The sequence below is a fragment of the Gillisia sp. Hel_I_86 genome (assembly GCF_007827275.1).
In the GTDB taxonomy this organism is placed as follows: Bacteria; Bacteroidota; Bacteroidia; order Flavobacteriales; family Flavobacteriaceae; genus Gillisia.
Map to the genome: position 1 here is coordinate 1,332,152 of NZ_VISE01000001.1, position 23,668 is coordinate 1,355,819.

The following is a 23,668-nucleotide window of genomic DNA, read 5'->3' on the forward strand; positions in this document are numbered from 1 at the left end:
TTCAACCGATTTTTAAAATTCCAAACCAATAATATGACAAAAATTGCCTTAATCACAGGAGCCACCAGCGGAATTGGAAAAGCAACCGCATTTGCATTTGCTAAAAAGAACATGAATTTGATCTTATGTGGAAGAAAAACAGCGATTCTGAAAGAATTGGAAGTAGAACTGTCCAAACAAGTAGTTGTAACCACCTTGAATTTCGATGTCCGAGATAAAAATGAAGTATTTAAAAAAATAGAAAGTTTGCCCGAATCCTTTAAAAATATCGATATTCTAATCAACAATGCCGGAAACGCTCACGGCTTGGATCCTATTCAGGATGGAAACTTAGATGATTGGGATGCCATGCTGGATATTAATGTAAAGGGATTGCTCTATGTAAGTAAAGCGGTAATTCCGGGAATGATCGAAAGAAAATCCGGGCATATCATCAATATTGGTTCTACCGCGGGCAAAGAAGTGTATCCCAATGGAAATGTGTATTGCGCCAGTAAATTTGCGGTAGATGCCCTAAACCAAGCAATGCGAATAGACCTTAATAAAACAGGGATTAAAGTAGGTGCCGTAAATCCAGGTTTAACCCAAACCGATTTTAGCAAAGTGCGTTTTAAGGGAGATAACGAGAAAGCAGAAAAAGTCTATCAAGGTTTCGAGGCGCTTCAGCCAGAAGATATTGCAGATATTATCTCTTTTGTGGTCTCCAGGCCCTATCATGTAAATATTGCAGACCTTACGGTGATGCCATCAGCCCAAGCCAGCAGTACTATTCTTAATAAAAACAAAGATTCTTAATTAATAATTATTTATGGCTCATTATGATAAATTTGAAGATTTAGATATGAGTTTATTCCGTAAACTCAAGTTAAACAAGAAAAGAGTAAAAAAGTCAAACTTTAAAATTTGGACGTCTCCATTAACTTGTTTCTGGGTCTAAGTTGAGTGTATAGTACTATTCATGTTAGGTGCTAAAACCATCCCGAAAGATTTCGGGACAGCATGATGATTTATTCATAATTTTGATTTTATGAGTAAAAACGAACATCCATAAATTTGATAATAAATAATCGAGAATAAGGAATACTGAAATGATCAACAAACGCCTATTAATAAAAAACCTGCTCGCCCATAACGACGAGAACAGCTTTTATGATAAAAAACGGACGTTGAATATTGGCCAAAAGGAAGGCAAAGCTAAATTCTTAAAACATGTATGTGCGCTTGCAAATTCCAATCCCAAGAATAATTCTTACATAGTGATTGGGGTAGAAGATGAAGACAACTTTATTACCGGGGTAGATTTTTTTGATGATAGCAAGATCCAAAACTTAATAAATGCCTATTTGGAAAACCCTCCCTTGGTTTCCTATGAGAATATTCCGTTTCCACATTTACCAGATCATTTAGTGGTGGGATTGGTTACCATTAGACCCAATAATGGAAAGGTTTGTGCCCTCCGAAAAAATATTTGGAAATACTATGGGGGAGCAGTTTATATTCGGGAAGGCAGTATTAGCATGCCCAAGAATTTCGGGATAGAATTAAAAGATATCAACTCTAAAATTGTCGCTTCGATAGAGAACCATGCGCAGAATAATATCGAGCTAACCCTAGATGGCGTTTTCGATTTTATGAACAAACGAAAGGATTTTCATCCGTCCTACAAAGTCTTTAAAGAATATTTCGTGGTTTGCTGGGCAGGAAAAACGAAGCAAATAAAGGGAGAAACCTACTATTCCCGATTGGATATCGAGTTGATAAATGAACAGGTTAAATTGTTTTATTCAGAACTGGATGTAGTAAGTATACGTATAGACAAAGATTATTTCAAAATTATCGAATATATGCATTTAGGGCTTCAGGATAAGTATCAGTATTATCCGCTGGAAGAGGTGAGTATAAGTTTTAAAGATAATGCAGGCTACGATATGGAAAGCAAACTGCTATTTAAACCGCCCCAATTCGATAAAAAAATTCTTTATCATATCTATAATTCCAATAATGCGTTGCTTGAAAAACTGAAAAAAGGATCCAAGCTCACTAAAAATGAGGAAAAGGATTTACTTAAAATGCCCGCTTCCTATTTAATATGTTATTTTAATGAATTTGATGCATCCATGGATAAATTGGAAGAAGCAAAGGAATATTTGAAGATCCATAGCAAGAAGGCATATCAATCTTATAAAGAAAGCATGAGAATCCTTAGAAAGGTAAAATATAACTAATATGAACAGAACAATTGCCATTGGCGATATTCATGGGGGGCTTAAAGCGCTTATCCAGCTTCTTGAGAGGATTGATCTTTTACCAAGTGATAAACTCATTTTCTTGGGAGATTATGTAGATGGATGGAGCGACTCTGCCAATGTGGTTTCCTATTTAATTGACCTTGCAAAACAGAATTCCTGTATTTTTTTAAGAGGAAATCATGATGATCTTACGGAAGAATGGTTGAAAACAGGAGATTTAAATGAACAATGGCTGCAACATGGGGGGCAATCGAGTATAGATGCGTATAGAAATTTTTCTTCCGAAGAAATAGAGGAACATTTAAATTTCTATTCTCAAATGGTAAATTATTATATAGATCAAGATAACAACCTATTTGTGCATGCCGGATTTACAAATATTCATGGTCCGGAAAAGGAATATCATCCAAAAACCGTATTTTGGGATAGAACCCTATGGGAAATGCTGCTTTCGCTAGATAAAAAGCTAGATCGAAGTAATGATTATTATCCAAAACGCTTACTTCTCTTTGAAGAGATCTTTATAGGACATACGCCCGTAACACGCATTGGGAAAGAAAAACCAGTGAATATTGCAAACGTTTGGAATGTGGATACTGGGGCAGCATTCAAAGGAAAAATCTCTGCGATAGAGGTCACAACCAAAAAGATTTGGCAAAGTGACCCTGTTCATGAACTCTATCCGAATGAGGACGGGAGAAATTAATAAAAATTTAGGCATGCAAACCTTAATAACTTCATATATTTGAAATTATTAATAGGTTAAGCATCATTTTTGATGTTAAAAAGAATTAAGCCAGCGCTTTGCAGAATTCATTTTTGTAATGTATGGAAACCCTAAAAAAAGTAAGCTATGGCATTAAGCAATATCCGGTTAGAAGTAATGAAAACTGTCGAGAAGCAGGTAGACAGCTTTGTAGATAAGTATTTAATTCCGGTAGAAGAAATTTGGCAACCTACAGACCTTTTGCCAAACCTACAAAGTGAAAATTATATAGACGAAATTAAACAGATCCGTGAAGAGTCTAAAGAATTAGGCTATGACTTCTGGGTTGTTCTGGTAGCCGATATGGTTACAGAAGAGGCTTTACCCACTTACGAATCTTGGTTAATGGATATGGAAGGGGTGCAACAACATGGGAGACATGATGGTTGGTCCAAATGGATTAGACATTGGACAGGAGAAGAAAACCGGCATGGTGATACCTTGAACAAATACCTTTACCTATCTGGAAGGGTAGATATGAAAGAAATAGAAAAGACTACTCAATATTTAATTAATGATGGTTTTGATATTGGAACCGGGCGTGATCCTTATAAAAACTTTATATATACCAGCTTCCAAGAGCTGGCCACCAACATTTCCCATAAGCGGGTGGGTCAACTTGCCAAGAACAAAGGAAATAAAATGCTTGCCAAAATGTGCAATGTTATTGCCGGGGATGAAATGAGGCATCATTTAGCCTATCGAGAATTTGTAAACATCATTTTTGAGCATGACCCAAGCGAGATGATGTTGGCTTTTCAGGATATGATGAAAAAGAAAATTGTAATGCCTGCACAATTTATAAGGGAATCTGGGGAAGGAATTGCAACAGCCTTTGAAAATTTCTCCAATGCGGCACAGCGTTTAGGTGTTTACACAACTTACGATTATATAGACATCTTAAAAAAGCTTAATGAATACTGGCAAATAGATAAATTCACCTCTCTTACAGATGACGCTGAAAAAGCTAGGGATTATTTAATGGCTTTACCAGATAGAATGACACGTATTGCAAGCAGGATTGCTATTCCTCAAGATCAACACCAATTTAAATGGGTAGCACCCAACGGAATGTTATAATATTGCCTTTACATATTTTAATTAAACCCCGATCCGACAGATCGGGGTTTTTTCGTTTTAAATAATTGATCTCGTTCCAATTCAATAGTCTAGAGGGTTTTCGTTTAACAAAACCTTAACTAGAAACCAAAAACCGCCCCCCTCTTCTTCCCGTATATAAAAATGTAGACCAACAATGGTCTTTCTTAAATTATTTAAAAAACAATAAACCAATCCTTATGAAAAAGATTAAAATTTTTGCGGTTTTAGGAATAATATTGGCCGTGCCAGTATTTATTGCCGCCGATCACGTTGATGCTCCAGGAGTAGCGGGAACTTCTGCTGATATTGCAGACTTCTATGCTTTCGAGCCCACAATAGGCTCAGACAATACTGTCTTTATAGTAAATGTCCAATCCAATGTTTTACCAGATTTAACATATGGCGCTTTCGATGAAGATGTGCTTATCGAGATCAATATAGATTTAGATGGTGACTTGGTAGAAGATCAAGTTATTCAAGCTATTCCTAGAGATGGAATTATGTATTTCTTTGGGCCATTCGCTCCATCGTCTACTGGATTAGATAGTCAAGTAGCAACTGGAAATGCTTTAGGATCTGTAGAAATTTCTTCTAATACTGCAATTACAACTACCACTAGTAATGGCGTTTCCTTATTTGCTGGACCAAGACAAGATGCTTTCTATTTTGACTTTAATCGTTTCAATCAAGTAATTGCCCCTACAGAAGAAGATCATTCAGGATTTAATGTTCCTGGCATAGATACTTTTGATGGTGCCAATACTTTATCTATTGCATTGGAAGTGCCAAATTCTTTATTGGGAACCCCTACTGCCATGAATGTAATAAATGTACCTGTGTATAAAACTTGGGTGACTACGAACAGGAAACAATAATATATCAATCTTAAAAACATAGAATTATGAAAATATACAATATAAAATTTTTATTCGCAGCATTGTGTGCCAGCTTCTTGGTGGTAGGATGTAGTAATGATGATGACGATAATGGAGGCGGAACACCTCCACCTGCTGAAGTGGATTTTACCGGAACTTATAGTCAGGTAGATCATATGGGAAGACCTGGAATAAACACTGTTTTAAGCGGTAGTGCAGATATCAAGAACATGCACAATGTTACAATCCCTTCAATGATGCAAGCAACTTTTCAAGCCGATTTTGAAGCACAATTAGAAGGTTTGCATGATGCTTATGCCGTACTTTTAGGTTTTACTGCTGAGCAGGTAAATTACGAGCCAAATATTTTGGGGGTTATACTTAATGGAGGGATGGAAACTTCGGAAGACAATCCCAACCCGGTTTCTGCTGCTGTATTAACCACCGTCCTTTCAAATGATGTTTTGGAAGTTGCACCAAATGCACCCACTACTTATTTCAACCCGGGATCTGGATATCCAGGGTTTGATGGAGCTATTGGGTTTACCGGTAGAACATTGCAAGATGATGTAATAGATGTTTCACTTATCTTGCTTTTTGGTGGAGAAACCGGAGCTCGTTTTAATGGGCAAGATGGATTTCCACAATTAGTTACAGATGGGGTTGCTATTACCGCCGATAATATTACAACTAGCTTTCCTTATATTGGAGCGCCAGAATAATTTTATTTAACAATATTCAAAAGCCCTGTAAAAAGGGCTTTTTTGTACACAAAATTAACCACCATGAAAATCAATTTAATTTTATTGTTAGCATTTTTGCTAATAATAAGCTGTAAGGATTCAACATCAGAAAAGGAAAAAGATAATAAGATAACCAAAGCTGAAGATTACAATAATTTTCTAGCTATTCAAAAAGCAAGATCTACATCTCCTTATTTTGAATTATGGAATTCCAAGATCACTGCAGATAGTATGGAACTTTCAAGTTTTACTGCCGTAGCCGGCCAGTATAATATGTTTTTCGAATCTACTGGAGACATTGCTTATCTTAAAAAGGCGGAGCAAGCTTTAGAAAAAGCCGTTCAAGTAGCCAATATTGACAAAGAAAAATATTACAGGGCTTTGGCCAGAAATTACATTTCCCAGCATAGATTTAAAGAAGCAATGGTTTATGCCGATTCTGCGGCTCAATTATCTAAAAATATACCTGCTACCCAGCATTTGCTTTTTGATGTTCACATGGAATTAGGAAATTATGGCAAAGCAGATAGCATCAAGAAGCTTTTTGCAGACCCAGAGGATTTCGATTATATTATTAGAGCTGCAAAATGGAATGATTATAAAGGGAAGCTGGACATGACCATTATGTTCATGGAAAGAGCTAAAGAAAAAGCTGAAGCCAGTAAAAATAGAGGACAACTTTTATGGGTGTATTCCAACATAGCCGATTATTATGGCCATGATGGAAGAATTCAGGATAGTTATGAGCACTATTTAAAAACCTTGGAAATAGACAGTTCCAATGCCTACGCTAAAAAAGGAATTGCATGGATAGCATATTCAAAAGATAATAATAGTGTAGAAGCACAAAGAATTCTTGATTCCGTTTTAACAGGACATGTATCCCCAGATTATTATTTACTAAAAGCTGAAATAGTAGAATTTGAAAACGACAAAAAAGCAAAGAAATCTGCAATGGACTCTTTTTGGAAATTGGCAAATGATCCAGCTTATGGAAATATGTATAATACCTACAAAATTGAAGCATTAACTGAACATGCTGCAACTAAAAAAGAAGCATTGGCTTTGGCGGAACAAGAAATCGAGAACAGGGCAACTCCCGAGACGTATCAGTTATTGGCTTTGGCCAATTTGGCAAATGGCAATAAAGAAAAAGCTTTGGCAATAATAAACGATCATGTTGTTGATAAAACTTTTGAGCCTACTGCCTTACTTACCATGGCAAAGATTTACAAAGCTAACATGATGCCCGATATGGTTATAGATATTAAGGAAGAATTACTGGAAGCAGGCTACGAAATGGGACCTGTTAAATTAAGGGAGATTCACGCTTTATAGGAAAAGGACCTTCTTTTTACATAAAAATTAGCTGTAGTTTACTCCAAGGTTATTTTGAAGCCCTCCCCACAGGGGGAGGATTAGAAAGGGAAGGGAGCGAATAGTGTCTCATTATCAAGGCTTCTCTAAACTAGAGCCTAAAAATTTTATATTAATTCAATTTCATCTCAGGAATATCACCTTCAACAATCAATGTTCCTTCAGTTGCTTTTTTAATATCTTCCACACTTACCCCGGGAGCTCGTTCCAACAATTTGAAGCCTTTGTCAGCAACCTCGATCACCGCCAATTCTGTTACTATTTTGGTGACACAACCAACTCCTGTTAAGGGTAAAGAACACCTTTTCAATAATTTGGATTCTCCAGCCCTATTGGTATGCATCATAGCAACTATGATGTTTTCAGCAGATGCTACGAGATCCATTGCGCCACCCATTCCTTTCACCATCTTTCCGGGGATCTTCCAATTGGCAATATCTCCATTCTCCGCTACTTCCATAGCTCCAAGGATCGTAAGGTCCACATGTTGCCCACGAATCATCCCGAAGCTCATGGCAGAATCAAAAAAGCTAGCTCCAGGCAAGGCTGTGATGGTTTGTTTTCCGGCATTAATAAGATCGGCATCCTCTTCTCCTTCAAAAGGGAATGGTCCCATTCCTAAAATCCCGTTCTCGCTCTGAAATTCTACGTTTATATCATCCCTAACAAAATTGGCAACCAAAGTGGGGATCCCAATCCCAAGGTTAACATAGTAACCATCTTGAACTTCTTGCGCAATCCTTTTTGCAATTCCGTTTTTGTCTAACATATTTTAATGTGGTAATTAATTAATGTAAAAATGAATCAATTATTTAGCTAAGTTTCTTTTACTAGTACTTACAATTTTATACATGATTAAGCCTAATTCATCAACGCTGGTTTTTAGGGCTGGATTGAAAGGATAAGATTTTGCTCGATCACAAAGTATTAACCAATATTTTGTTTCTTCCAATTCCTTTAATGCAATCTTCATTTTATGAATGAAATCTATCCTACTCTCTGCATTTTGAGATTCATGTATATTGGCACCAATACTCGTCCCAGCCTTTAGTAATTGATTTGCGATTACAAATTTGCGATTCTGCTCTAGAAGTTCGCAAAACTCCATAACGATTAACGCAAAATCAATTGACTTTTCCAAGACTGGATTTCTTTTTTCTATCATTGGTACATTGTTAATTTAATCCATTGACTTACGTACCGTTCTCTGTTCAATTCTTTTTTCATAATTCTTTCCTTGAAAGATTCGCTGAACAAATATTCCAGGGATATGAATTTGATTTGGATCCAGCTCACCCGGCTTCACCAATTCTTCCACCTCGGCAACGGTGATTGTTGCTGCACCGCACATTAAAGGATTGAAGTTTCGCGCTGTTCCTTTGAAAATAAGATTCCCAGCTTCATCCCCTTTCCATGCCTTTACAAAAGCAAAGTCGGCTTTGTATGCATGCTCCAAAACATACATTTTACCATCGAATTCGCGGGTTTCCTTTCCTTCGGCAACCTCGGTTCCAAAACCGGCCGGTGTATAGACCGCAGGAAATCCTTGCTGGGCTGCCTGGCACTTTGCTGCTAAGGTTCCTTGAGGAGTTAACTCTACATCCAGTTCGCCACTTAGCATTTGTCTTTCGAATTCAGCATTTTCTCCAACGTAAGAAGAGATCATTTTCTTGATTTGCTTTTTATGAAGCAACAATCCTAAACCAAAATCATCTACCCCTGCATTATTGGAAATACAAGTAAGATCTTTGAGATTGAGTTTTACTAATTCTGAAATAGAGTTTTCTGGGATACCACTAAGTCCGAAGCCCCCTAGCATCATTGTCATCCCATCCTTTACACCATCTAGTGCTTCCTGAACGTTCTTTACGGTTTTTTTGATCATTGAAATTTCATTTGCCGAAATTTACAAAAAGTTTGATCTTACTACAACGTTTTAAATGCTTGAATTTAAATTGAAAGGGTATGAACTTGTATTATTTCTGAAGGTATGCTTCTATAAAACAAATATCAAATGCCACATCTAAGCTATACTTGATGTGGCATTTGATATTCTTAAAAAGTGAAAAAAATTAAAATTCCAGCTCGTCTGGGATCCTTTGAGAACCATTTTGATTCTGCTTGTATTCATCACAATTTATTTCAATGGATAAATTTTCTGGCCTTGGAAAAGCTCCACTGGAAACACCAAGATCTTTTTCAGTATAAACATCTTTCATGTACATTCCCCAAATAGGCAATGCCATGGTAGCTCCTTGCCCATAAGTAATTCCAGGAAAGTGTACCGCACGATCTTCTCCACCAACCCAAACTCCGGTAACCAAATTAGGTACCATTCCCATAAACCATCCGTCACTTTGATTTTGTGTAGTACCCGTTTTACCTGCAATCGGATTCTTGAAATCATATGGATAACCCGTCATCGCTCTTTTATAAAAATCATTGTTTACTGCCCAATTCCCTCTTAATCTGGTACCAGACCCACCTTGAGTAACTCCTTCCATAAGGTTTACCGTAACATAAGCGGTTTCCTTGCTCATTACATCCTTGGCTTCCGGCACATGCTGATAAAGTACCGTACCGTTCTTGTCTTCTATTCTATTTACAATCACAGGTTTTACATACACTCCCTCATTTGCAAAAGTGCTATAGGCTGAAACCATTTCGAACAAGCTCATATCTGCAGTTCCTAAGGCAATGGAAGGCACGGCAGGAATATCTTTGGTATCTACTCCTAGCTTATTCAATAATTCTATAACCGGGCGAGGTCCGGTTTGAGCGATCAATCTTGCCGAAATGGTATTCACAGAATTTGCAAGAGCGCTTTTAAGGGTCAGCATGCCTTCATATTTACCATCACTATTTCTTGGGGACCAATCACTTTGTGTTCCCATTTTACCGGCTTCTATAGTAAAATGGTTTCTTGGCAAGGTGTCGCAAGGGGATAATTTTAACTGATCTATCGCTGTAGCATATACAAAAGGCTTAAAAGTGGAGCCTACTTGCCTTTTTGCTTGCTTAACATGCTCATACTTAAAGCTCTTGAAATCTATTCCTCCTACCCAAGCTTTAACTTCCCCAGTTTGTGGGGTCATGGACATCATTCCGGCCTGTAAGAAAGATTTGTAATATAAAATAGAATCTCTTGGTGTCATGATGGTATCCTTGGCACCTTTCCAACTAAAGACCCTCATTTCGCTTTTCACATCGAAAGATTTTACAATCTCCTCCCTAGATTTTCCTTGGGCTTCCATTTTATGCCATCTTTCAGAAACCCTCATGGCATTTTTCATAATATTTGCAACCTCATCTTCATCTATATCCCTAAACGGGGCCGTTTTATTGGACTTATTTTGTCGGTCGAATTCTTTCTGAAGGTTAGCCATGTGCTTCGCTACAGCATCTTCGGCAAACTCTTGCATTCTAGAATCTATACTGGTGTAGATCCTTAATCCATCGCGATAAATGTTATAATTGGTACCATCTACTTTTGGATTTTTCTCGATCCAATTTTTCATAAAGCCTTGTAGATATACCCTAAAATAAGTAGCAATTCCTTCATCATGTCCCTGTGGAGTAAAGGTGATTTTCATTGGGATTTGCTGTAAAGAGTCCTTTTCCTCCCTTGTTAGAAACCCGTTTCTTTCCATTTGTTTGAAAACCTGGTTTCTTCTTTGCTCTACAAGTTCTGGTCTTCTTACGGGATTATATAATGCTGAATTTTTTAGCATGGCGACCAACACGGCGGCTTCTTCCAGTTTTAAGTCCTTTGCCTCTTTGTCAAAATAAATCTTTGCGGCAGAACGAATTCCTACTGCCTGATAAATAAAATCGTACTTGTTAAAGTACATGGTTATAATCTCTTCTTTGGTATACTGACGTTCCAAGCGGATGGCGATGATGTATTCCTTGAACTTCTGAATCACCCTTTCAAGAAAGTTTTTAGAAACATCTTCTGTAAACAATAGTTTTGCCAATTGCTGTGTAATGGTACTTGCCCCGCCACGAGTCCCTAAAAACACTGCAGCCCTTAAAGTCCCTTGAGCATCTATTCCAGAATGCTGATAATAACGTTCATCTTCAGTGGCAACAAGGGCTTCTATTAAATGATCTGGAAGGTCATCATATTTAATAGGAGTTCTGTTCTCGCTATAATATTTCCCAAGAGTTTCTCCATTTGAAGAAAATATTTCTGTCGCCAAGTTGGTTTCTGGGTTTTCCAGTTCTTCGAATTTTGGCATTTTTCCAAATGCCCCCCATCCGGCAAGCAAGAACAAAACAATGATCAATAAAATTCCGGCACCAAAAAGGGTCCAGAATCCTACAATATATTTTCTAAAACCAGTTGATTTTTTAGCGGTTGTCTTTTTCGAAGGGTTTGCCATGGGTGCCATTACATTAATTAGGGATCTTTTCTATTCGAAAACCTACTTCTGTGATCCCTTTAAGGTTTTCTATTCCTTTTTCGTTTCCATTCTTGCGCATTGCATGTTGGATGGAAACCTTGTATTTTCCCGACTCTGGGAACTGAACTTGTTCTTTGTACCAAAGTTTATTTTCTTTTACATCGCCAAATCCCGTGCCCAGCCATTTACCATCCGGAGCCGCCATTTCATATTCCAAAGTATCTGTAATCACCTTGCCTTCTGGAAACTGGATCTCCGAAATTAAAAACAAATTACTGTATTGAAAATCGTTGTTGTTTCTAATATTGAAAAATAAATTGTAACGCTGTACAGAATCTATATTTTGAAGATTAAACGTAATAATCGAGTCTTTATTCCATTGATTGGGCAGACTTTTATATTCGTCGAATACCCGATCCTCATCACAGGCAATAAAAAGACAAACTAGGGATAGAATAAAAAAAAACGATCTAGGCATTTTTAGAAGGTTTACCTTTCCTACGTTTATTCTTTCTACGTTTATTGGTTTTAGCCTTTGGGGTGTCAAACCTCGTTAAACTATCCTGCCCCACCACGTTGGTATAATCTGTTTTGGATGCTTTTGCAACCTCTACAAATACTTCATATTCCTCTAAACTGGCAATAGGTTCTTTCGCAATGTTTGCTTTAACAATTTTAGAAGCCTGCTCTGCCGTTAGTTTATGCCAGTTCATCCATTCCCCTTCATAAGCGTACCATAATACTCCTTGAAAAATGTCTATTTTTTGACATACCGCTGTACCTTTTTTAGTGTATAGTTTGGTATCTGTCTTCGGAAAATCTTTCAATGCATCTAAATACGTGTCCAACTCATAATTTAAACAGCACTTCAACTTTCCGCATTGGCCCGCTAATTTTTGAGGATTCAATGAAAGTTGCTGATATCTTGCTGCCGAAGTATTTACAGATCTAAAGTCTGTTAACCAAGTAGAACAACACAATTCCCTTCCGCAGGATCCAATTCCGCCTAGTCTGGCTGCTTCCTGCCGGAAACCGATTTGGCGCATTTCAATACGGGTATTGAATTCCCTGGCAAATTCCTTAATTAACTGACGGAAATCCACTCGTTCTTCTGCGGTATAATAAAAAGTGGCTTTAGAACCATCTCCTTGAAATTCGATATCGCTAATCTTCATGCGTAGATCTAGCCTAATAGCTATTTCCCTGGCACGAACCTTCATTTTATCTTCTTTGTCCCTAGCTTCCTGCCATACATCTATATCCCGCTGGGAAGCTTTTCTATATATTTTAAGTACTTCTTCACTATCCTCTTTAACCTTCTTCTTTTTCATCTGAACCCTAACCAATTCCCCGGTAAGCGTTACCACACCAACATCGTGGCCCGGTGCAGCTTCTGTAGCTACCACATCTCCAATGCTCAAGGTTAAATTTTCGGGATTATGAAAAAATTGTTTTCTACCGTTTTTAAATCGAACCTCAACGCAGTTAAATGGCTCTACCCCATTGGGTAAAGACATGTTGGCAAGCCAATCAAAAACAGTTAATTTATTGCACCCATCGGTACCACAGGTACCATTATTTTTACATCCTTTAGGCTGACCATCTTTCCCGGTCGCGCAAGTACTGCATCCCATATTATATATATTGAAAATCCTAACAAAACAAAGCTTGTTGGATTTGGAGTTATTATTAATTCTAAAAAAGTAAATATACCAATATTTATTGGTACCGTGGGATTTCCCCTAGATTACTTAATGCTTGTATTTTAATACTTCAGACCTTCCTTTTTTAAAGATCTTGTTGCTATTTGGTATCCCTTTTCTAAGTGCTTTTTGTTCTTCATAAGGAAGTGCATTTATTTCTTTACATTTAGCAGAACAACACGTGTCCATTGCTTTGGAACATTCTTCACACTGAATAAACAACAAATGACAGGCTTCGTTTGCACAATTTACATGGGTGTCACAGGCTTTTCCGCATTGGTGACAATTGGAAATAACTTCACCTGTAATCCGTTCTCCCCGTCTATGATCGAACACGAAGTTTTTGCCCACAAATTTGTTCTCTAAAGAGCGGTTTTCAACTTGTCTGGCATATTCTATAATTCCGCCTTCTAGCTGAAAAACCTTTTTAAATCCTTTGTGCTTGTAATAGGCACTGGCCTTTTCACATCGAATCCCCCCTGTGCAATACATCACCAGGTTCTTGTCTTCCTTATGCTCTTTAAGATCTTCTTCAATAATTGATAAAGAATCCCGAAAAGTATCCACATCTGGAGTGATAGCACCTTTAAAATGCCCTATTTCGCTCTCATAGTGATTACGCATATCCACTAAAATGGTATTGGGATCATCCAGAAGCTCATTAAATTTGTCGGCATCAACATGTACCCCTTTATTGGTGACATCAAAACTTTCGTCTTCCAGACCATCTGCCAAGATCTTATCCCTAACTTTCACTTTTAGCTTCAAAAAAGATTTTAGATCATGTTCTATTGCGATATTCAATCGTATTTTTTCAAGGAAATAAATGCTGTCCAAGAAGTTTTTGAATTCGTTGAATTTCTTCGCCGGGACTGAAAGTTGAGCATTTATACCCTCATGGGCGACATAAATCCTCCCTAAAACCTCCATCGCATCCCAGGCAAGGAACAAATAATTCCTAAATAATTTTGGGTTTCCAATTTTGGCGTAGGCGTAAAAGGAAAGTGTTAACCGGTCTTCCCCGGCTTCCTCGATAAGAGTTGCTCTTTCCTTTGCGCTTAGTTTATTGTACAGTTGCATGCTATACCAATATTTTAAGGTTAAAGAATACTATAAAATCATACTTGTTTCACGGTGATAATCTTAACCGGACAAGCTTTTTGTGCTTGTAAACAATCTTCAAAAATACTGTTATCATGGGATTTAAGTGTGAAAAACCCCTTTTTTTCAATTGAATTCAACAAAACACTTTTTCCGTCTTTTTTAGACATCTGAAATTGTAACGATGCCATTTCCACGCAATAATTACAACCTATGCATTTGTTTCTCTGTAAAGTAACAATAACCATTATGAGGGTACTATTTTATATAATTTATCTGAAAGACGTATTCTAAAATCCAAAGGAATAGTACAGGAATCCCCTTTTTTAGCATTTTCAGAATTCTTATCATTTACCATTATCCCGGTTAAATGAAATTCTTTGGCCCCGGTAGTTGGCCCGGTCACCAATAATTTATCGCCTAACATAATATCGTAGGCCTCAATTTTAAATTCGGCAATACCCGCTTTTGGAAAATAATGTACCCCTTTCCCTACATAAACTTTCTTTTGGGTAGCCTGAGAACCAGATCCATCACTCCATTCCCCCAACTTTTGCCCAAGATAATATCCGCTCCAGAAACCACGGTTATATACTTTCTCCAGCTCCCCCATCCAGGTGACTACTTTTTCTTTGGTATATGTGTCATCGTAATAGGCATCTATAGCCTCCCGGTAAGTTTTAATTACCGTAGCCACGTATTCCGGTGATCTTCCCCTACCTTCAACCTTTAGAACTTTTACTCCCGTATCTATCACCTGATCCAAAAAATCCAACGTACATAGATCCTTTGGGGACATCATGTACTCATTGTCCAATTCTATTTCAAAACCTGTTTCCTGATCGGTAACCGTATATTTCTTTCTGCAATTTTGCTTGCAGGCACCCCGGTTGGCCGAAGAATTATAGGAATGCAAACTCAGGTAACATTTCCCCGAAACCGCCATGCACAAAGCCCCGTGGCCAAAAACCTCTACTTCAACCAAATTACCGGAAGGTCCTTTAATCTCCTCCTTCTTTATTTGGTCACAAATCTTCTTGACCTGTCGCAAACTAAGCTCCCTGCTCATCACCATAGTGTCGGCAAAAAGGGAATAGAATTTAACGGTCTCTATGTTTGTTATATTGATCTGGGTAGAAATATGCACCTCCATGTTTATTTGGCGTGCATAAGCTATCACCGCCTGATCCATCGCGATTACTGCTGTTACGCCTGCATTCTTGGCAGCGTCCAGCAAGGTTTTAACTAGAGATAAATCGTGATCGTAAATAATAGTATTGAGGGTAAGGTAAGTCCTTACATTTTTTCCCTTACATCTTCGTGTGATTTCGGAAAGGTCCTTAAGTGTAAAGTTAATGCTCGCCCGGGCCCGCATATTTAATTGTTCCACCCCAAAATAAATGGAATCTGCCCCATTATCCAAGGCTGCCTGGAGAGACTCAAAGTTCCCCGCCGGAGCCATTAATTCGATTTTTCCCGTACTGGTCATAACATCATAAAATTCAGGAGGGCAAAGATAAGCCTTTAATTTCAAGCACAAAAAAATGCCTTGAAAAATGAATTTCAAAGCATTTTTTTCGAATGGCTAATTCGTTATTTATTATTTTAAATTTTTCGTTAAAACAATCAAATAACGTTAGCCGCCATCAATTCTAATATTTCCCATCCCAAGGATGGTTATACCAGAATCAACCCCATTCAAGATTAAACTTATTTTTATAAAACGCATACTTATTGGTTTTACTATAAATTAGATGCAAAAAATCCAAAAAGGTTGCGTGTTAAAATTGTAGTGAAGGAAAACTTGTACTATTTTAGCAGCACGCAAATAAAAAAGAAGAAATGAGCAACGAAAAAGAAAAAGAAGCAAAGTTAAAAGCCTTGAAACTAACCTTGGATAAGATGGACAAAACTTATGGAAAGGGAACGGTAATGAAAATGAGCGACCAAGCGGTTTCAGATGTAGAAGCTATTTCCACAGGATCTTTAGGTCTTAATGTTGCTTTAGGTGTTGGCGGATATCCAAGAGGTAGAGTGATCGAGATCTACGGGCCAGAATCTTCTGGAAAAACCACGCTTACCCTTCATGCAATTGCAGAAGCCCAAAAAGCTGGGGGAATTGCGGCTTTTATTGATGCAGAACACGCGTTTGACAGGTATTATGCTGGGAATCTTGGGGTAGATATTGAAAACCTAATTATTTCACAACCAGATAACGGAGAACAAGCGCTGGAAATTACCGATAATTTGATTCGTTCTGGTGCAATAGATATTATTGTAATAGATTCTGTAGCTGCACTTACCCCTAAAAGTGAAATCGAAGGGGAAATGGGGGATTCTAAAATGGGATTGCACGCACGGCTAATGTCCCAGGCTTTAAGAAAACTTACAGCGAGTATTAGCAAAACCAATTGTACGGTAATTTTTATTAATCAACTTCGAGAAAAAATTGGAGTAATGTTTGGAAATCCAGAAACCACCACTGGTGGAAATGCCCTTAAATTTTACGCTTCAGTGAGATTGGACATTAGAAGGTCCACTCAAATAAAAGATAGCAACAGCAACGTAATGGGCAATAAAACCCGTGTTAAGGTTGTGAAAAATAAAGTTGCCCCACCTTTTAGAATGGCGGAATTTGATATCATGTACGGCGAAGGAATCTCCAAAATCGGGGAAATTATAGATATTGGAGTGGATTATGAGATCATTAAAAAAAGTGGCTCATGGTTTAGTTACGAAGACACCAAGCTGGGACAAGGCCGCGATGCCGTAAAAGCCATTCTTAAAGATAATCCAGATCTAATGGATGAATTGGAAGAAAAGATCACCAATGCCATTAAAGTAGCAAAAGAGCAATAAGCCCTTTTTAAAGGTTTTTACCCCTCGTTGAGGGTTTCATCCCTTGAAGGTTTTTCCCGAACATTAAAAAAACCCGCAATTGCGGGTTTTTTTAATGTTTATACGCAACCCTTTGGTTAAAAATGCATCTGTAAATTACAGAACCTGTAAGGTTTGATATTTATTGAAATGAAAAGATTGTTGTGGTTACTTGTTACTTGCCTAAGTTTAGGTTGTTCCAAAAACGATAATGATTCCCTAAATCAAGAATTAGCTCCCACAGTGTCTGTAAACCTCCCAGATAGTTTAAAATCTGGGCAAGCGTACGAGTTTGATGTTCTTTATAAAAAAACCACGAGTTGTCATTATTTTTCGGGATTTGATGTTTCGAAAAATGAAAATACAATTGTGGTTGGAGTGGTAAACAGTTATCGTTCAGGCAATACTAATTGTAACTCTACCGGGAATTTACAGCAAACAGCAAAATTAAATTTTGTTGTAGAACGGGAGGATTTTTATACCTTTAGATTCTGGCAGGGAAAATCTTCAGTAGGTGAAGATGAGTTTTTAACAAAAGAGGTTCCCGTTATTCCGTCAGGAAATTAATATTAACCAAAATTACCCCGGCGATTGAGTTTAGAACAACTCATACATAACTGTAAAAAAAAGGATATAAAAGCGCAGGAACAATTGTATAGGCTGTATGCCAATAAATTGTTCGCTGTTTGCTTAAAATATTCCAATAGCTACCAGCAGGCTGAAGACAACCTGCAGGATGGCTTTATTATAATATTCAGTAAAATCAAACAGTACCAAGACAAAGGTTCGTTTGAAGGTTGGATGAAACGTGTAATGATCAATAACACCCTCCAGAAATACAGAAAACAGACTGTTTTTGAACTTGTAAACGAAGAACAATTAAAAGAACCGGAAGTTGAAATTGATGATGAACTAGTATCTGTAGATTATTTATTGAAGATTATACAGGAGTTGCCAGATAGGTATCGGCAAGTTTTTAATTTTTATGCATTGGATGGATATTCCCACAAGGAGATAGCCGAGATGATGCAAATATCGGTAGGTACGTCCAAATCTAATTTGGCAAGAGCAAGAATTATACTAAAAGAAAAGATTGAGGCCAGCCAAGTTATGGGAGTGGCACAATCTTATTAAGAATGGAAGAAAGAAAGCACATAGATAGGGTTTTTCAAGAGAAATTCAAGGATTTCGAAGCTGCCCCACGCGATGTGGTGTGGGATAATATATCCTCTCGCTTAAAGGAGAATAAGAGAAAACGACGCATTTTGCCTTTATGGTATAAAATGGCGGGAGTTGCGGCTCTGCTCGCTTTATTTATAAATTATGCCAGTGACCTATTCAAGAACACTTCTACCAATGCACAATCTGTATTATCTCTAGTAGATGATGATTCTTTAAACTTTAGTTTAGCTTCCCAGCAATACACTCAAAACATGATTAGATCTTCAATTATATTGAAAGCAATCATGCAGGACACCAAAAATATGGAAGGAGACGAGACGCTGAAGAATTCAATAATACCAACCTCAAATACCGGTGGCAATCAGAGAAATACAAAAGTGATCTCTATGGTCACGAGCGATAAATATACCTTCAGCGATTATAACAACGCAGTTGTAAATGAAATCCCGAAGGAAAATAAAGAACGTAAAACTTCATTGAAAAACAAGAAGGACCTTCCTATTCCTTCTTTGGTAAGTGAAGAAAAGGCAATTGCGGAAAACACTATTTCATCTAAGAAACTTCGAGTTTCCACTATGGCAGCTCCTATTTATTACGACAATTTTGGAACTGGTTCTTCTATTGATTCTCAATTCGCAAATAATGAAAGTAGTGGTGAGGTATCGATTTCCTATGGAATAAACTTAGCATATCAAATTTCAGAAAAAATCAAGCTTAGATCTGGTATTAGCAAGGTAGATCTAAGCTATAACACCAAAAACATTGCATTTACAGTAGCGGTGAATCCAACCACACTAAGCGGAATAAATTATGCCGAAGGGAATATCCCTAATTTTAGGATAGAAAATAGAACGGTACGGCAATTCAGCAATTTAAGTGCTTCCGCAGAATTTGATAGAGCAAGTTTAGCGTCTCCTACCGCTGGGTATTTAAACCAGAAATTAGGGTTTATTGAAGTTCCCTTGGAAATAGAATATGTAATTATAGACAAAAAGATTGGGCTGAATATTATTGGTGGAGGAAGTACTTTATTCCTTAATGACAATATGATCTCTCTTAAGGCTACAGATTTTTCTACAAACCTTGGGGAAGCCAACAATTTAAATAATGTAAGTTTTACCACCAATCTGGGAGTTGGCTTTGATTATAATATCTCTCCCCAGTTTCAATTGAATTTTGAACCAATATTCAAGTATCAATTAAACACGTTTAGTAATACCACCGGAAATGTAAACCCTTATTATTTTGGGGTGTATTCTGGGTTTAGCTTTAAATTTTAAAGATTATAACGAAGGATTTCTCAATTCTTGAAGGATCACCTCGTAAACCTCCTTCTTTAATTCCCTTTTATCCTCTTGCACTTTATTCACGGTTGGGATTATTTCATGTACTTTCGCCCTCATAATCCCAGGACTTCCAGAAAAGAACGTATAGGAAAAACGTTTTTTATTATCATGAAATGTAATGGGCACAATTGGAATTTGATGATCTATTGCCAATCTAAATGCACCATCTTTAAAGGCAACCAACTCTATTGTTTTATCGTCTGGCACCCCGCCTTCGGGGAAAATACAAATGCTGTTTCCCTGATTTAACCTTCTTTGGGCCTCCTTGAATACTCGCAATTTGCTTTTCTGGTCGCCCCTGTCCACTACTATACAGGTGCGTTTATAGAAAAACCCAAAAAGTGGAATTTTGGTAAGCTCCTTTTTCCCGACGAAAATAAAGGGATGGTCTATCACCGCAAGCATCATCATAATATCTATAATTGAGGTATGATTCGCAACAAACATATAACTGCTTCCATTTCCAAGATTCGCTGCGTTCAATTTTTTTGGAATAAAACCCATTCCGTATAAAATTGATTTCGCCCATATTCGCGTGCAGAAAAAATACTGAGGATAAAATTTTTCAGAAGATGAAAATATCAGTAAAAAAGGCAGCATAATTAAAATAGGAAGTCCCATTAGAATATAGAACCAGATTCTCCACAATGCGATTAAACCAACTTTTAATATGTTCATAGTCTCCAAAAATACTAAAATGAATTAAGCGAGTTCAACAAAAGAAGTACCTTTGTGAAAATTTAAAAAATTCCATGGCAAGAATACTTACGGGCGTACAAAGTACGGGAACCCCACACTTAGGAAATTTACTTGGAGCAATAATTCCAGCGATAGAAATGGCTAATAAGCCCGAAAATGACTCGTTTTTGTTTATTGCCAACCTGCATTCGCTTACGCAAATCAAAGACGCAGCACTACTAAAAGAAAACACATATTCTATTGCGGCAGCTTGGCTGGCATTTGGACTGGATATTGAAAAGACCGTTTTCTATAGGCAAAGTGATATCCCGCAAGTAACGGAGCTTTCATGGTATTTAAGCTGTTTTTTTCCTTACCAAAGACTTACACTTGCACATTCTTTTAAAGATAAGGCAGATAGGTTAGAAGATGTTAACTCCGGTTTATTCACTTACCCAATGCTAATGGCTGCAGATATTCTTTTATACGATGCTGAAATTGTTCCGGTTGGAAAAGATCAATTACAACATATAGAGATGACGAGGGATGTGGCAACGAGATTTCATGCTCAAATGGGGGAAACTTTTGTGATCCCAAAAGCAAGAGCAGAGGAACATATTATGTATATTCCAGGTACCGATGGTACCAAGATGAGCAAGTCCAAGGATAATGTGATCAACTTATTTCAGACAGATAAAAAATTAAGGAAACAGATCATGGGTATCCAAACCGATAGCACTCCTATGGAAGAGCCTAAGGATCCCGATACTTGTAATGTGTTTGCTATTTATAAATTACTGGGAGCCAAAGATCAAGTGGAAGCGCTTAAGCAAAACTATCTTGGTGGAAATTATGGGTATGGGCATGCAAAACAGGCACTTTTCGAATTAATTGTTGAGAAGTTCTCGAAAGAACGTGAGAAATATGAATATTACATGAACAACCCTGCCCAAATTGATGCCGCTTTAAAAAAAGGTGCGATCAAAGCCACTGCAGTGGCCACTACAGTTTTGGATAAGGTAAGAACCCGGTTAGGATATTAAATAACTTCAAAGAGTTTTCCGGGCAAAGGCCTAATGGCTCCTTTTAGTTCCATTTCCAGTAAAATTCCCGCGGCTTTAAATGTGGGCATCTTACAATTTAGGGAAATATGATCTAATTGTTGTTTGCCCTTATCTTGAAGAAAATCATAAATCAATTGTTCATGAGGTTCCAACTCTATGAACAACTGTTTCTGAATTTCCTTTACCGTAGGCTTGAGCTCCCAATTTAGAATATATAGTAAATCGGCGGCGGAGGTTAATACATGAGCATTCTGGGATTTTATTAAATTAAGGCACCCGGCACTTTGAAGATCTGAAGGCCTCCCAGGAACCGCAAACACTTCCCTGTCATACGAATTGGCAATATCAGCTGTTACAAGGGAGCCTCCTTTTTCGGCACTTTCTATAACCACTATTGCTTCGCTTAGACCGGCAATGATTCTGTTTCGTTTCAAGAAATTATTTCTATCGAAAGTGTCGCTGCTCCAAAAATCGGTAAAGAAACCCCCATTCTCTTCGATTTGAGAAATATATCTGGCATGTGACTTAGGGTAAATCTGGTTTAAGCCATGTGCAAGACAGCCAATAGTTTGCAGTTGGTTTTTAATCGCAGCCTTTTGTGCGGTGATATCCACACCATAGGCAAAGCCTGAAACTATAACAGGATCCAAAGGTGAAAGCTCTTCAATAAGTTTTTCGCAAAATTCAATACCAGAGGAGGTGATCTTTCGAGTTCCAACAATACTCAGTATTTTCCTGTTTTTTAGATCGATAGTTCCCCGCGAAAAAAGCAAAATAGGACCATCGATGCAATGCTTCAGTTTTTCGGGATAATCTGGATCCTGATAATAATGGCAATCGATTTTATTGTTTTTTATGAATTTTAGTTCCCCTTCGGCGGCTTTAAATCGCTCAGAATCGAACAACCCTTCCAACCTAATTTTACCAATGCCATCAATCTTTAATATACTGGCTGGCTTCTCCTTAAAAATTGCTTCCGCAGACCCAAAATGACGAATTAACTTCTTGGCGGTGCTGTCCCCGAGGTTGGGGGCATTATGAAGTGCTAAAACCGAAAGTAATTCAGGATCATTCATATAAAAGGAATTTCGATAAAAGATAAATTGAGACTGAATTTCATATTTTTAAAAACCATAAGGAGGTAAATAGTTGAATTTCAATTTAATATTAGTCAAAAATTACATAAAAAAAAGATTTGTTAATAAGATATCTTTGGCTATTTTTAGGGTGTCGCATAAATCCTTATTTTTGTTTTGATGACTATAGCAACCTATATTTCCGATTTACTTTATAGATACGAGTGTGTGATTTTGCCTGGATTCGGCGCCTTTCTATCTCAAAAGGTTTCTGCTGAATTCAATGAAAAAGAGCAAAATTTCTATCCTCCAAAAAAGCAACTTTCCTTTAATTCGCAGTTAAAGAAAAATGATGGCCTATTGGCCAACTATATTGCGGAAGTAGAGAATCTTGGATACAAACAGGCTGTCTACAAAATTGAAGAATATGTTCAACAACTTCAATTACAGATAGAAAAAGACAAAAATTTTACGGTCAAAAACATAGGGACTTTCCAGATAACTGAAGAAGGAAAACTACAATTCGAGCCGTTAATCGCAAGTAACTTTTTAGCAGATGCTTTTGGTTTATCTTCAATCCCTGCAATTTCAGTTTCCAGGGAAGTTCTTAAAAAGCAAGTTGAAGACATAGAAGAAAAAGCACCTATTTTGTTCACCCCCGAAAAAAGAAGCGCTTCATCTTACTTAAAATATGCTGCAATTGGAATCCTTGCATTAGGATTAACAGGCTTTACCGGATTAAAATTATATAGCAATCAGGTAACCAACCATAATATTGCAGAGCAACAAGCTGCGGAATCCCAACTTCAGCAAAAAATACAACAAGCCACTTTTATTATAGACAATCCGCTGCCGGAAATCACTTTTACAGTAACCAACCAGAGCGGGGATTATCATATTGTTGCCGGAGCCTTCCGTGTGGAAGAAAATGCGCATCAAAAAGTAAAAGATTTGCGTGCCGATGGTCATAAAGCAAGATACATCGGGGAGAACAAATATGGCTTGCATCAAGTAGTATACAGCAGTTATCAAACAAGAAGGGAAGCTATCAATGCGCTATATGCTGTTCAAAAAACCAACGCTGGCTCCTGGTTGCTTATCCAAGAACTTTAAGGATCTATTAA

General features: G+C 37.4%; 24 protein-coding genes. 13 read left to right on the plus strand and 11 right to left on the minus strand.

All coding sequences use genetic code 11. The annotated features are described in order from the left end of the window. Positions 1 to 33 precede the first annotated feature (33 nt). The 7 genes from JM83_RS05825 (at position 34) to JM83_RS05855 (ending at position 7,072) form a co-directional block, all read left to right on the plus strand. Positions 34 to 795 (plus strand): SDR family NAD(P)-dependent oxidoreductase, encoded by a 762-nt coding sequence (locus JM83_RS05825; RefSeq protein ID WP_144960244.1) that lies wholly within the window; start codon positions 34 to 36, stop codon positions 793 to 795. Positions 796 to 1,088: 293 nt separating this feature from the next. After that, positions 1,089 to 2,225, plus strand: coding sequence for an ATP-binding protein (locus tag JM83_RS05830; RefSeq protein ID WP_144960246.1), 1,137 nt, complete (start codon positions 1,089 to 1,091; stop codon positions 2,223 to 2,225). Position 2,226: 1 nt separating this feature from the next. After that, the gene (locus JM83_RS05835) at positions 2,227 to 2,955 is read left to right on the plus strand and encodes a metallophosphoesterase family protein (RefSeq protein ID WP_144960248.1); all 729 of its coding nucleotides are present in this window, start codon (positions 2,227 to 2,229) and stop codon (positions 2,953 to 2,955) included. A gap of 147 nt (positions 2,956 to 3,102) precedes the next feature. After that, on the plus strand, positions 3,103 to 4,095 hold the full coding sequence (locus JM83_RS05840) for an acyl-ACP desaturase (protein ID WP_144960250.1): 993 nt from the start codon (positions 3,103 to 3,105) through the stop codon (positions 4,093 to 4,095). 218 nt (positions 4,096 to 4,313) lie between these two features. Beyond that, positions 4,314 to 4,991 carry a DUF4331 family protein gene (locus JM83_RS05845; protein ID WP_144960252.1) on the plus strand — a complete coding sequence of 226 codons (678 nt, stop codon included), beginning with the start codon at positions 4,314 to 4,316 and terminating at the stop codon, positions 4,989 to 4,991. A 26-nt stretch (positions 4,992 to 5,017) separates the two neighbouring features. After that, complete coding sequence (locus JM83_RS05850) at positions 5,018 to 5,713, plus strand: DUF4331 family protein (protein WP_144960254.1); 696 nt, start codon at positions 5,018 to 5,020, stop codon at positions 5,711 to 5,713. A 63-nt stretch (positions 5,714 to 5,776) separates the two neighbouring features. Continuing rightward, complete coding sequence (locus tag JM83_RS05855; protein ID WP_144960256.1) at positions 5,777 to 7,072, plus strand: tetratricopeptide repeat protein; 1,296 nt, start codon at positions 5,777 to 5,779, stop codon at positions 7,070 to 7,072. Positions 7,073 to 7,223: 151 nt separating this feature from the next. On the opposite strand, the gene JM83_RS05860 is transcribed toward JM83_RS05855, so the two are convergent. The 9 genes from JM83_RS05860 to JM83_RS05900 form a co-directional block, all read right to left on the minus strand. Next, positions 7,224 to 7,880, minus strand: coding sequence for a CoA transferase subunit B (locus JM83_RS05860; protein WP_144960258.1), 657 nt, complete (start codon positions 7,878 to 7,880; stop codon positions 7,224 to 7,226). A gap of 39 nt (positions 7,881 to 7,919) precedes the next feature. After that, on the minus strand, positions 7,920 to 8,276 hold the full coding sequence (locus JM83_RS05865; protein ID WP_144960260.1) for a four helix bundle protein: 357 nt from the start codon (positions 8,274 to 8,276) through the stop codon (positions 7,920 to 7,922). Between the two features lie 15 nt (positions 8,277 to 8,291). Continuing rightward, positions 8,292 to 8,996: a CoA transferase subunit A gene (locus tag JM83_RS05870; protein ID WP_144960262.1), complete on the minus strand. Its 705-nt coding sequence runs from the start codon at positions 8,994 to 8,996 to the stop codon at positions 8,292 to 8,294. Between the two features lie 187 nt (positions 8,997 to 9,183). Further along, entirely contained in the window at positions 9,184 to 11,496 is a 2,313-nt protein-coding gene (locus tag JM83_RS05875; protein ID WP_186435055.1) for a penicillin-binding protein 1A, read from the minus strand. A 13-nt stretch (positions 11,497 to 11,509) separates the two neighbouring features. Beyond that, positions 11,510 to 11,995, minus strand: a complete 486-nt coding sequence (locus JM83_RS05880; RefSeq protein WP_144960266.1) for a gliding motility lipoprotein GldH — start codon at positions 11,993 to 11,995, stop codon at positions 11,510 to 11,512. Beyond that, entirely contained in the window at positions 11,988 to 13,151 is a 1,164-nt protein-coding gene (locus tag JM83_RS05885) for a stage 0 sporulation family protein (protein WP_144960268.1), read from the minus strand. Before JM83_RS05885 ends, JM83_RS05880 begins: the two co-directional genes overlap by 8 nt. A gap of 117 nt (positions 13,152 to 13,268) precedes the next feature. Beyond that, on the minus strand, positions 13,269 to 14,300 hold the full coding sequence (locus tag JM83_RS05890) for a rhodanese-related sulfurtransferase (protein ID WP_144960270.1): 1,032 nt from the start codon (positions 14,298 to 14,300) through the stop codon (positions 13,269 to 13,271). 38 nt (positions 14,301 to 14,338) lie between these two features. Beyond that, positions 14,339 to 14,569 carry a ferredoxin gene (locus tag JM83_RS05895; RefSeq protein ID WP_144960272.1) on the minus strand — a complete coding sequence of 77 codons (231 nt, stop codon included), beginning with the start codon at positions 14,567 to 14,569 and terminating at the stop codon, positions 14,339 to 14,341. Beyond that, positions 14,569 to 15,810: a peptidase U32 family protein gene (locus JM83_RS05900; RefSeq protein WP_144960274.1), complete on the minus strand. Its 1,242-nt coding sequence runs from the start codon at positions 15,808 to 15,810 to the stop codon at positions 14,569 to 14,571. The genes JM83_RS05895 and JM83_RS05900 overlap by 1 nt, the downstream gene beginning before the upstream one ends. 353 nt (positions 15,811 to 16,163) lie before the next feature. On the opposite strand from JM83_RS05900, the gene recA reads away from it, so the two are divergent. From recA to JM83_RS05920, 4 genes are all read left to right on the plus strand, one after another. Then, positions 16,164 to 17,180, plus strand: coding sequence for a recombinase RecA (gene recA, locus JM83_RS05905; protein WP_144960276.1), 1,017 nt, complete (start codon positions 16,164 to 16,166; stop codon positions 17,178 to 17,180). Positions 17,181 to 17,348: 168 nt separating this feature from the next. Next, on the plus strand, positions 17,349 to 17,765 hold the full coding sequence (locus tag JM83_RS05910) for a hypothetical protein (protein ID WP_144960277.1): 417 nt from the start codon (positions 17,349 to 17,351) through the stop codon (positions 17,763 to 17,765). 24 nt (positions 17,766 to 17,789) lie between these two features. Next, positions 17,790 to 18,332, plus strand: coding sequence for an RNA polymerase sigma factor (locus tag JM83_RS05915; RefSeq protein ID WP_144960279.1), 543 nt, complete (start codon positions 17,790 to 17,792; stop codon positions 18,330 to 18,332). Between the two features lie 2 nt (positions 18,333 to 18,334). Beyond that, positions 18,335 to 19,660, plus strand: coding sequence for a hypothetical protein (locus JM83_RS05920; RefSeq protein WP_144960282.1), 1,326 nt, complete (start codon positions 18,335 to 18,337; stop codon positions 19,658 to 19,660). Between the two features lie 3 nt (positions 19,661 to 19,663). Here the strand turns inward: JM83_RS05920 and JM83_RS05925 are convergent, their stop codons facing one another. Further along, positions 19,664 to 20,404 (minus strand): lysophospholipid acyltransferase family protein, encoded by a 741-nt coding sequence (locus JM83_RS05925; RefSeq protein ID WP_144960284.1) that lies wholly within the window; start codon positions 20,402 to 20,404, stop codon positions 19,664 to 19,666. 74 nt (positions 20,405 to 20,478) lie between these two features. Between JM83_RS05925 and trpS the strand changes: the two genes are divergently transcribed. Beyond that, positions 20,479 to 21,447, plus strand: a complete 969-nt coding sequence (trpS, locus tag JM83_RS05930) for a tryptophan--tRNA ligase (RefSeq protein WP_144960286.1) — start codon at positions 20,479 to 20,481, stop codon at positions 21,445 to 21,447. On the opposite strand, the gene dprA is transcribed toward trpS, so the two are convergent. Next, entirely contained in the window at positions 21,444 to 22,544 is a 1,101-nt protein-coding gene (gene dprA / locus JM83_RS05935) for a DNA-processing protein DprA (RefSeq protein WP_144960288.1), read from the minus strand. The two genes, trpS and dprA, sit on opposite strands and share 4 nt — an antisense overlap. A gap of 180 nt (positions 22,545 to 22,724) precedes the next feature. Here dprA and JM83_RS05940 point away from each other — a divergent pair, with 180 nt between their 5' ends. Beyond that, on the plus strand, positions 22,725 to 23,657 hold the full coding sequence (locus tag JM83_RS05940; RefSeq protein WP_144960290.1) for an SPOR domain-containing protein: 933 nt from the start codon (positions 22,725 to 22,727) through the stop codon (positions 23,655 to 23,657). Positions 23,658 to 23,668: the final 11 nt, after the last annotated feature.

What these genes read in the sequence shown, in the direction of transcription:
- JM83_RS05825 (WP_144960244.1), top strand. Translation starts at nt 34, where the DNA reads ATGACAAAAATTGCCTTAATCACAGGAGCCACCAGCGGAATTGGAAAA.
- JM83_RS05830 (WP_144960246.1), top strand. Translation starts at nt 1,089, where the DNA reads ATGATCAACAAACGCCTATTAATAAAAAACCTGCTCGCCCATAACGAC.
- JM83_RS05835 (WP_144960248.1), top strand. Translation starts at nt 2,227, where the DNA reads ATGAACAGAACAATTGCCATTGGCGATATTCATGGGGGGCTTAAAGCG.
- JM83_RS05840 (WP_144960250.1), top strand. Translation starts at nt 3,103, where the DNA reads ATGGCATTAAGCAATATCCGGTTAGAAGTAATGAAAACTGTCGAGAAG.
- JM83_RS05845 (WP_144960252.1), top strand. Translation starts at nt 4,314, where the DNA reads ATGAAAAAGATTAAAATTTTTGCGGTTTTAGGAATAATATTGGCCGTG.
- JM83_RS05850 (WP_144960254.1), top strand. Translation starts at nt 5,018, where the DNA reads ATGAAAATATACAATATAAAATTTTTATTCGCAGCATTGTGTGCCAGC.
- JM83_RS05855 (WP_144960256.1), top strand. Translation starts at nt 5,777, where the DNA reads ATGAAAATCAATTTAATTTTATTGTTAGCATTTTTGCTAATAATAAGC.
- JM83_RS05860 (WP_144960258.1), bottom strand. Translation starts at nt 7,880, where the DNA reads ATGTTAGACAAAAACGGAATTGCAAAAAGGATTGCGCAAGAAGTTCAA.
- JM83_RS05865 (WP_144960260.1), bottom strand. Translation starts at nt 8,276, where the DNA reads ATGATAGAAAAAAGAAATCCAGTCTTGGAAAAGTCAATTGATTTTGCG.
- JM83_RS05870 (WP_144960262.1), bottom strand. Translation starts at nt 8,996, where the DNA reads ATGATCAAAAAAACCGTAAAGAACGTTCAGGAAGCACTAGATGGTGTA.
- JM83_RS05875 (WP_186435055.1), bottom strand. Translation starts at nt 11,496, where the DNA reads ATGGCAAACCCTTCGAAAAAGACAACCGCTAAAAAATCAACTGGTTTT.
- JM83_RS05880 (WP_144960266.1), bottom strand. Translation starts at nt 11,995, where the DNA reads ATGCCTAGATCGTTTTTTTTTATTCTATCCCTAGTTTGTCTTTTTATT.
- JM83_RS05885 (WP_144960268.1), bottom strand. Translation starts at nt 13,151, where the DNA reads ATGGGATGCAGTACTTGCGCGACCGGGAAAGATGGTCAGCCTAAAGGA.
- JM83_RS05890 (WP_144960270.1), bottom strand. Translation starts at nt 14,300, where the DNA reads ATGCAACTGTACAATAAACTAAGCGCAAAGGAAAGAGCAACTCTTATC.
- JM83_RS05895 (WP_144960272.1), bottom strand. Translation starts at nt 14,569, where the DNA reads ATGGTTATTGTTACTTTACAGAGAAACAAATGCATAGGTTGTAATTAT.
- JM83_RS05900 (WP_144960274.1), bottom strand. Translation starts at nt 15,810, where the DNA reads ATGACCAGTACGGGAAAAATCGAATTAATGGCTCCGGCGGGGAACTTT.
- recA (WP_144960276.1), top strand. Translation starts at nt 16,164, where the DNA reads ATGAGCAACGAAAAAGAAAAAGAAGCAAAGTTAAAAGCCTTGAAACTA.
- JM83_RS05910 (WP_144960277.1), top strand. Translation starts at nt 17,349, where the DNA reads ATGAAAAGATTGTTGTGGTTACTTGTTACTTGCCTAAGTTTAGGTTGT.
- JM83_RS05920 (WP_144960282.1), top strand. Translation starts at nt 18,335, where the DNA reads ATGGAAGAAAGAAAGCACATAGATAGGGTTTTTCAAGAGAAATTCAAG.
- JM83_RS05925 (WP_144960284.1), bottom strand. Translation starts at nt 20,404, where the DNA reads ATGAACATATTAAAAGTTGGTTTAATCGCATTGTGGAGAATCTGGTTC.
- trpS (WP_144960286.1), top strand. Translation starts at nt 20,479, where the DNA reads ATGGCAAGAATACTTACGGGCGTACAAAGTACGGGAACCCCACACTTA.
- dprA (WP_144960288.1), bottom strand. Translation starts at nt 22,544, where the DNA reads ATGAATGATCCTGAATTACTTTCGGTTTTAGCACTTCATAATGCCCCC.
- JM83_RS05940 (WP_144960290.1), top strand. Translation starts at nt 22,725, where the DNA reads ATGACTATAGCAACCTATATTTCCGATTTACTTTATAGATACGAGTGT.